Below are 6,640 nucleotides of genomic sequence, written 5' to 3' on the forward strand. Positions count from 1 at the left end.
GACGCGTCAGCCGCCTTTCGAGCAATCCGGCTTCGGCTCGCCCGGCAGCTTGCCGTCGGGATGGCCGACGAGGTCGGGATTGGCGGTGTAGAGCTGGTCGATGACCAGCGGCCGGTCGGGCAGGATCGACTGGTCTTCCGTCGACATCAGCGTGGTGTCGATCTTCTGCAGGACCGCGCCGTCGCCGCCCTTGATGCTGATGGCAATCGCATAGGGCTTGTTCTTGACGACGCAGGTCAGTGCCGGGCTCTCCAGCGTCACCTTGTCGAGCTTCGGCCAGACCTTCTGCTCGACCACCAGAGGTGCGCCGCCGGCGGGATCCTGGAAGCTGGCGACCGCCACCTGGCCCTCTCCCATCGGCTTCACCGGCCGCAGGGTCACCACATAAGTCGCCCTGGCGAGGCGGTAGTTGAAGACGAATATCTTGCCGGAAATCTCGAACAGCTTGCCTTCGTCATTGCCGGTATCGCGGCAGGCGCCGAGCGCAACGGCCACGATGAGCGCCGTGCCAACAAGGATCGAACGGGAAAGGCCGCTACGCATTCTTGACCTCATTTTCCGCCATGCGACGGCGGCGATAGTGACGGCTTGCCTTCTGACGGTTGCCGCACACCGCCATGTCGCACCAAAGGCGGCTGGAATTGCGGCTTCTGTCGACGAATAGCCAAGTGCAGTTGGGACAGATCCTCAGCCTTGCGACGGTGTCGTCACGCAGAAGCGATAGCGCCGAAACCGCCAGCGCCGCCTCGAAGGCGATCGGCGTCAGAGAATCGCCGAACGGCCTTCCCGGCGCACCGATCTCGGTCCGGCTGCCGGCAAGGCCATCGGCGCAGGCTCTCAGGAATCCGGGCAGATCCGTGGTGGCAACTGCGCCCTTCGACGCCGCTGCACGAAACAGCCGGTCCGTCGCCTCGCGGATCGACAGCACGACGGGCGCGATCGCCACCGGCGAGGATACCGCCAGCGGCCTGTCGCCAAGTTCGGCGGCGCGAAAGCGGCTCGCCGCGTCGGCGAAGCGGGCAATTTCGGCCGGATCGTCGAAGCGGTCGAAGGTCCGCTCCGGATCGCCGCGCAGCACGACCGTGTTCGCCGTGTCGAGCGCAAGCAGGCCGCCGGTAAAGCGGTGCGGGGTCCAGGATACCGTCATGGCAAAAATCTAACCGATAAATCGTATTTGACAAGTTAGATTCAGCGATGCAACCTCACTCCGGGATGCGGCGGTCTCCGCAGCCTTTTGAGCATGTCGTTGGCCAGGACCGCTTCGCACTTTTGGGCGGCATGCTTCGAGGTTTTGCATGCTCTATTTCTTCCAGCAGGTGTTGAACGGGCTGCATTCGGGCGCGCTCTATGCGCTGCTCGCCTTTGGCTATGTGCTGACCAACGGCATCCTGCACCGCACCAATCTCGCGTATGGCGCGTTGTTCGCCTTTTGCGGCCAGACGATGATCCTGACCGCGGCCTTCGGCTACCAGGTCCTGTGGCTGACGCTGCCGGCGGCGGTGGCGCTCGGTGTCGTCGCTGCGTTCCTCTATGCCGCGCTGATCAGCCACGTGCTGTCGCGCAGTGTCTTCGAACCTTTGGCCGATCGCACGCCCAATGCAATCGTGGTGACGACGCTCGGCATCCTGCTGCTGCTGTCCGAAGCGAGCCGCATCGCCGCCGACACGCATGATCTGTGGCTGCCGCCGATGCTGGCGCAGCCCATCGTTTTCGCGCAGGGCGCGACCTTCAAGGCAACGCTGACGCTCATCCAGATCATCGACTGCGCCGTGGTGGTGGCGGCAATCGCGCTGGCCAGCCGGGCTTTTGCCCGGTCGAGCTTCGGACGGCGCTGGCGCGCCGTCTCCGACGACCCCAAGGCAGCCGCGATGTGCGGCGTCGACGTACGCGCGGTATTCCGGCACGCGGTGCTGTTCGGCGGCTTCTGCGCCGCGCTGGCCGGTGTCATGGCCGGGCTCTATTACGGCAATGTCAGCTTCGGCTCGGGCCTCGTCTATGGACTGAAAATCCTGTTCGTGACGGCGGTCGGCGGCTATCTCTCGCCACCGCGCGCGGCGCTCGGCGCGGCCGCCTTCGGCATGGCCGAATCGCTGTGGGCCGGCTATTTCCCGGTCGAGTGGCGCGACGCGTGGATGTATCTGTTCCTGGTCACGACGCTGATCCTGATCGGCGCCGGCCGCGACACCGGCAAAATCGCCTGAAAACGTCAGACTTTGGTTGCATGACGCGAGGGCAGATCGCCGGTATTGGGCGCTGTCTGCCAGGCGATGATATTTGCTGCCTCTATCCTTGTTGACCCGTCAGTCCACGCGCGGCATACCGTTGGACCACGCGGCGTGACGGGCAAAAAGGGGGAAGCCGGCACGCCTCCGGTACAAGGGAGGAATGCATGGCAGGGCTGCTCGCTCTATCCAGGACTATTGATCGTGCCAACGAATTCATCGGCAAATGGATATCGTGGCTGATCCTGCTGGCGATCCTGGTGAGCGCCGCCAACGCCATTATCCGCAAGGTGTTCGACATATCCTCGAACGCCTGGCTCGAGCTGCAATGGTATCTGTTCGGCGCCGCCTTCATGCTGGCCGCCGCCTATACGCTGAAGCAGAACGAACATATCCGCATCGACATCGTCTACGGCCTGTTTTCACGCCGCGTACAGCACTGGATCGACCTGCTCGGGCATCTCTTCTTCCTGATGCCGTTCGTGACGCTGATGGTGATCTATTTCGTGCCCTATGTGTCGCTGTCGTTCCGCAGCGGCGAGATGTCCAACAATTCCGGCGGCCTGATCATCTGGCCGGCCAAGGCCATCCTGCTCATCGGTTTTTTCCTGCTCGCGCTGCAGGGCATCTCCGAGATCATCAAGAAGATCGCCATCATGCGCGGAGACATGGACGACCCCAATCCCTTCATATCGGTGCATGAGCAGGCCGAACTCGAAGCCAAGGCGCTGGCCGACGAGGTGCGCTCGTGATGGAGTTCATCGCGCAGAACATGGCGCCGATCATGTTCGCCTCGCTGATCATCTTCCTGCTGATCGGCTACCCCGTCGCTTTTTCCCTGGCCGCCAACGGCTTGATGTTCTTCTTCATCGGCGTGCTGCTGTCGCCTTATTCCGGAGGATCGATCAACCTCGCCTGGCCGCTCCTGCACGCATTGCCGGATAATTTCTACGGCAGCCGGGTGATGTCGAACGACACGCTGCTGGCCATCCCGTTCTTCACCTTCATGGGCATCGTGCTCGAGCGATCGGGTATGGCCGAAGACCTGCTCGACACGATCGGCCAGCTTTTCGGGCCAATCCGCGGCGGCCTTGCCTATGCGGTGATCTTCGTCGGCGCGCTTTTGGCGGCGACCACCGGCGTGGTGGCGGCTTCCGTCATCGCCATGGGCTTGATCTCGCTGCCGATCATGCTGCGCTATGGCTATGACCGCCGGCTCGCATCCGGTGTCATTGCCGCCTCCGGCACGCTCGCCCAGATCATCCCGCCGTCGCTGGTGCTGATCGTGCTTGCCGACCAGCTCGGCCGCTCGGTCGGCGATATGTACGCGGGCGCGCTGATCCCGGGCCTCGTGCTCACCGGCCTCTATATGTCCTACACCCTGATAATGTCGATCATCCGGCCGAACTCGATGCCGGCGCTGCCGCTCGAGGCCCGTACACTCGGCCATGGCGTGATGTCGCTGCTGGTGGCTTTGCTGGTCACATTAGCGGTTTCCTACGCGGCATATCGTTATCTGGCGCCGGCGCATGGCGACAACGCCGACATTCTCGGTGCGACTGCCGGAGTGCTGTTCATCTACATCGTCGCCATTGCCGACAAGCGCCTGAACTTCAACATGATGTCCAGGCTCGCGCAGCAAGTGATCATCGTGCTGATCCCGCCACTGGCGCTGATCTTCCTGGTGCTGGGCACCATCTTCCTGGGCATCGCCACGCCTACTGAAGGCGGCGCCATGGGCTCTGTCGGCGCCTTGTTCATGGCGGCGGCCAAGGGGCGCCTGTCGCTTGACGTCGTCAAGCAGGCACTGGCCTCGACGACAAGGCTGTCCTCCTTCGTGCTGTTCATCCTGATCGGCGCACGGGTGTTCTCACTGACCTTCTACGGCGTCAACGGCCACATCTGGGTCGAGCACCTTTTGACGTCGCTGCCGGGCGGCGAGGTCGGCTTCCTGATCGGCGTCAACATGCTCGTCTTCTTCCTCGCCTTCTTCCTCGACTTCTTCGAATTGGCGTTCATCATCGTACCGCTGCTGGCGCCCGCCGCCGACAAGCTCGGCATCGACCTGATCTGGTTCGGCGTGCTCCTGGGCGTCAACATGCAGACCAGCTTCATGCACCCGCCCTTCGGCTTCGCGCTGTTCTATCTGCGTTCGGTGGCCGCGCGCGTGCCCTATCTCGATCGTCTCACCGGCAAACAAATCGCGCCGGTAACCACCGGACAGATCTATTGGGGCGCGGTGCCCTTTGTCTGTATCCAGGTGATCATGATCGGCTTGACCATCGCCTTCCCGCAAATGGTGATGCACTACAAGGGAACGACCGTCGATCCGGGCACCATCGACTACAAGGTGCCGGAGGTGCCCGGCCTGTCGCCGCTCGGCACGCCGCCGGCGGATGGAGCGGCGCCCGCTGGCGGCGGCACGGCGCCGGCAGCTCCTGACCTTTCGCAACCGCCCAGTTTCGGCGATCCGACACCGGCAAAGCCGGCAGCGCCACAGCCCGACCTGTCGCAACCGCCAAGCTTCAACTGAACCGGCATGGTCAAAACCATGAAAGCGGTGCGGCTGGAAGCAGTGGGCGGCATCACGCTGCGCGACGTCGACAAACCTGACATCGGGGCGGACGAACTTCTGGTTCGGATCGAAGCCTGCGGCGTCTGCGGCACGGATCGGCATCTGTTTCACGGCGAATTTCCGTGCATGCCGCCGGTGACGCCCGGCCATGAGTTCTCCGGTATCGTCGAGGCGATCGGAAAATCGGTCTCGGGTTTTGCCATCGGCGATCGTGTCACCGGCGACCCCAACATCGCCTGCGGGCGCTGCGCCCGTTGTCACGCGGGACAAGTCAATCTCTGCAGCAATCTGCGCGCCATCGGCATTCATCGCGACGGCGGCTTTGCCGAATATCTTGCCTTGCCGCAGAAGCAGGCTTTCGTCCTGCCTGCGAGCCTCGATCCCCTGCACGGTGCCTTCTGCGAGCCGCTCGGCTGTTGCCTGCATGGCGTCGACCTTGCCGGGATCAAACCGGGCAGCTCGGTGGTCGTGCTTGGCGGCGGCGTGATCGGCCTGCTCACCGTACAGCTGGCAAGACTGGCGGGAGCCACGACCATCATCCTGTCGACCAGGCAAGCTTCGCGGCGCGCGCTCGCCGAGGACCTCGGCGCGACGATGACGATCGATCCAACCGCCGCCGATGTCATCGATGCCATCGCCGGCCCGGCGGGGCTGGTGCCAGGCGGTGTCGACGTCGTCTTCGAATGCGCGGGAGTGCGAGAGACCGTCGAGCAGTCCATGCGGCTGGCCCGCGCCGGCGGCACGGTCGTCATCGTCGGCGTGACGCCGCAAGGCATGAAAGCGGAATTCGAGCCGTTCGACCTGTTGTTCCGGGAACTGAAGGTGCTGGGTTCCTTCCTCAATCCCTACACCCCTCGCCGCGCCGCCGAACTCATCGCTTCCGGTGCGATCGAGATCGACAGGCTGATCTCCAGGCAGGTGCCGCTTGAAGAAGCGCCAGCGGTGATCGCCAATCCGCCGGCGCCCGGCGAGGTCAAGGTTATGGTGGTGCCGCGCCGAGGCTGAACCGCCGGCTTCGCCTCCCGGGATATACAGAAAAGCTCCCTGAGCGGGTTCCGCCCAGAGAGCTTTTGAACAGAAGTCCGGCCGACTACAGCTTACCGTTGCGCTGCTGGACCATCATGAAGGTGTCGTAATTGTATTCGGCCACCTGCGCCCAGAGATAATGCTCCTTGCGGAAGCCTTTGATCGATTCCCAGATCTTCTTGAACGGGGCGTTGGAGGCTTCCATTTCGGTATAGACCTCGTTGGCCTTTTCGAAGCAGGCGGCCATGATCTCCTGGCTGAACGGGCGCAGTTTCGCGCCGCCGGCCACCAGCCGCTTAACCGCCGCAGGGTTCAGATAATCGTATTTCTGCAGCATGTTGGCGTCGGCCGCCTGCGCGGCAGTGCGCAGCAGCGACTTGTACGCCGGCGAAAGTTCTTCGTACTTCGCCTTGTTGAACATCAGGTGGACGGTCGGACCGCCCTCCCACCAGCCGGGATAGTAGTAATAGGGCGCGACCTTGTAGAAGCCGAGCTTCTCGTCGTCATAGGGCCCAACCCATTCGGCCGCGTCGATGGTGCCTTTCTCCAGCGCGGGATAGATATCACCGCCGGCGATCTGCTGCGGCACGACGCCGAGTTTCTGCACCACCTTGCCGGCAAAACCGCCGATTCGCATCTTGAGGCCGGAAAGGTCGGCCACCGTGTTGATTTCCTTGCGGAACCAGCCACCCATCTGCACGCCGGTGTTGCCGCCCGGCAGGCCGAAAAGGCCCTGCGTGGCGAGAAACTCGTTGAACAGGTCGATGCCGCCGCCATGGTAATGCCAGGCATTCATGCCGCGTGCGTTGAGCGAAAA

7 protein-coding genes are annotated in these 6,640 nt (G+C 63.4%); 4 read left to right on the forward strand and 3 right to left on the reverse strand.

Annotation, left to right across the window (positions count from 1 at the left end; genetic code table 11):
• Positions 1–6 precede the first annotated feature (6 nt).
• Positions 7–543, reverse strand: coding sequence for a hypothetical protein (locus EN943_RS37625; protein ID WP_206522754.1), 537 nt, complete (start codon positions 541–543; stop codon positions 7–9).
• Complete coding sequence (locus tag EN943_RS12820; protein WP_127412898.1) at positions 536–1,147, reverse strand: CGNR zinc finger domain-containing protein; 612 nt, start codon at positions 1,145–1,147, stop codon at positions 536–538. Before EN943_RS12820 ends, EN943_RS37625 begins: the two co-directional genes overlap by 8 nt.
• A gap of 148 nt (positions 1,148–1,295) precedes the next feature.
• Here EN943_RS12820 and EN943_RS12825 point away from each other — a divergent pair, with 148 nt between their 5' ends.
• The 4 genes from EN943_RS12825 to EN943_RS12840 all read left to right on the forward strand — a co-directional run bounded on the left by EN943_RS12825 (position 1,296) and on the right by EN943_RS12840 (position 5,802).
• Positions 1,296–2,201, forward strand: coding sequence for a branched-chain amino acid ABC transporter permease (locus tag EN943_RS12825; RefSeq protein WP_127412899.1), 906 nt, complete (start codon positions 1,296–1,298; stop codon positions 2,199–2,201).
• A 188-nt stretch (positions 2,202–2,389) separates the two neighbouring features.
• Positions 2,390–2,974, forward strand: coding sequence for a TRAP transporter small permease subunit (locus EN943_RS12830; RefSeq protein ID WP_127412900.1), 585 nt, complete (start codon positions 2,390–2,392; stop codon positions 2,972–2,974).
• Positions 2,974–4,755 carry a TRAP transporter large permease subunit gene (locus EN943_RS12835; protein ID WP_127412904.1) on the forward strand — a complete coding sequence of 594 codons (1,782 nt, stop codon included), beginning with the start codon at positions 2,974–2,976 and terminating at the stop codon, positions 4,753–4,755. Before EN943_RS12830 ends, EN943_RS12835 begins: the two co-directional genes overlap by 1 nt.
• Before the next feature lie 18 nt (positions 4,756–4,773).
• On the forward strand, positions 4,774–5,802 hold the full coding sequence (locus tag EN943_RS12840; RefSeq protein ID WP_164778180.1) for a zinc-dependent alcohol dehydrogenase family protein: 1,029 nt from the start codon (positions 4,774–4,776) through the stop codon (positions 5,800–5,802).
• A gap of 85 nt (positions 5,803–5,887) precedes the next feature.
• Here the strand turns inward: EN943_RS12840 and EN943_RS12845 are convergent.
• Positions 5,888–6,640, reverse strand: a 753-nt coding sequence (locus EN943_RS12845; protein ID WP_127412902.1) for a TRAP transporter substrate-binding protein, incomplete at its 5' end; no start/stop codon positions are given.

It is taken from the genome of Mesorhizobium sp. M7A.F.Ca.US.006.01.1.1 (genome assembly GCF_003997935.1).
Lineage (GTDB): Bacteria > Pseudomonadota > Alphaproteobacteria > Rhizobiales > Rhizobiaceae > Mesorhizobium.

What these genes read in the sequence shown, in the direction of transcription:
- EN943_RS12835 (WP_127412904.1), top strand. Translation starts at nt 2,974, where the DNA reads ATGGAGTTCATCGCGCAGAACATGGCGCCGATCATGTTCGCCTCGCTG.
- EN943_RS12840 (WP_164778180.1), top strand. Translation starts at nt 4,774, where the DNA reads ATGAAAGCGGTGCGGCTGGAAGCAGTGGGCGGCATCACGCTGCGCGAC.
- EN943_RS12820 (WP_127412898.1), bottom strand. Translation starts at nt 1,147, where the DNA reads ATGACGGTATCCTGGACCCCGCACCGCTTTACCGGCGGCCTGCTTGCG.
- EN943_RS12830 (WP_127412900.1), top strand. Translation starts at nt 2,390, where the DNA reads ATGGCAGGGCTGCTCGCTCTATCCAGGACTATTGATCGTGCCAACGAA.
- EN943_RS37625 (WP_206522754.1), bottom strand. Translation starts at nt 543, where the DNA reads ATGCGTAGCGGCCTTTCCCGTTCGATCCTTGTTGGCACGGCGCTCATC.
- EN943_RS12825 (WP_127412899.1), top strand. Translation starts at nt 1,296, where the DNA reads ATGCTCTATTTCTTCCAGCAGGTGTTGAACGGGCTGCATTCGGGCGCG.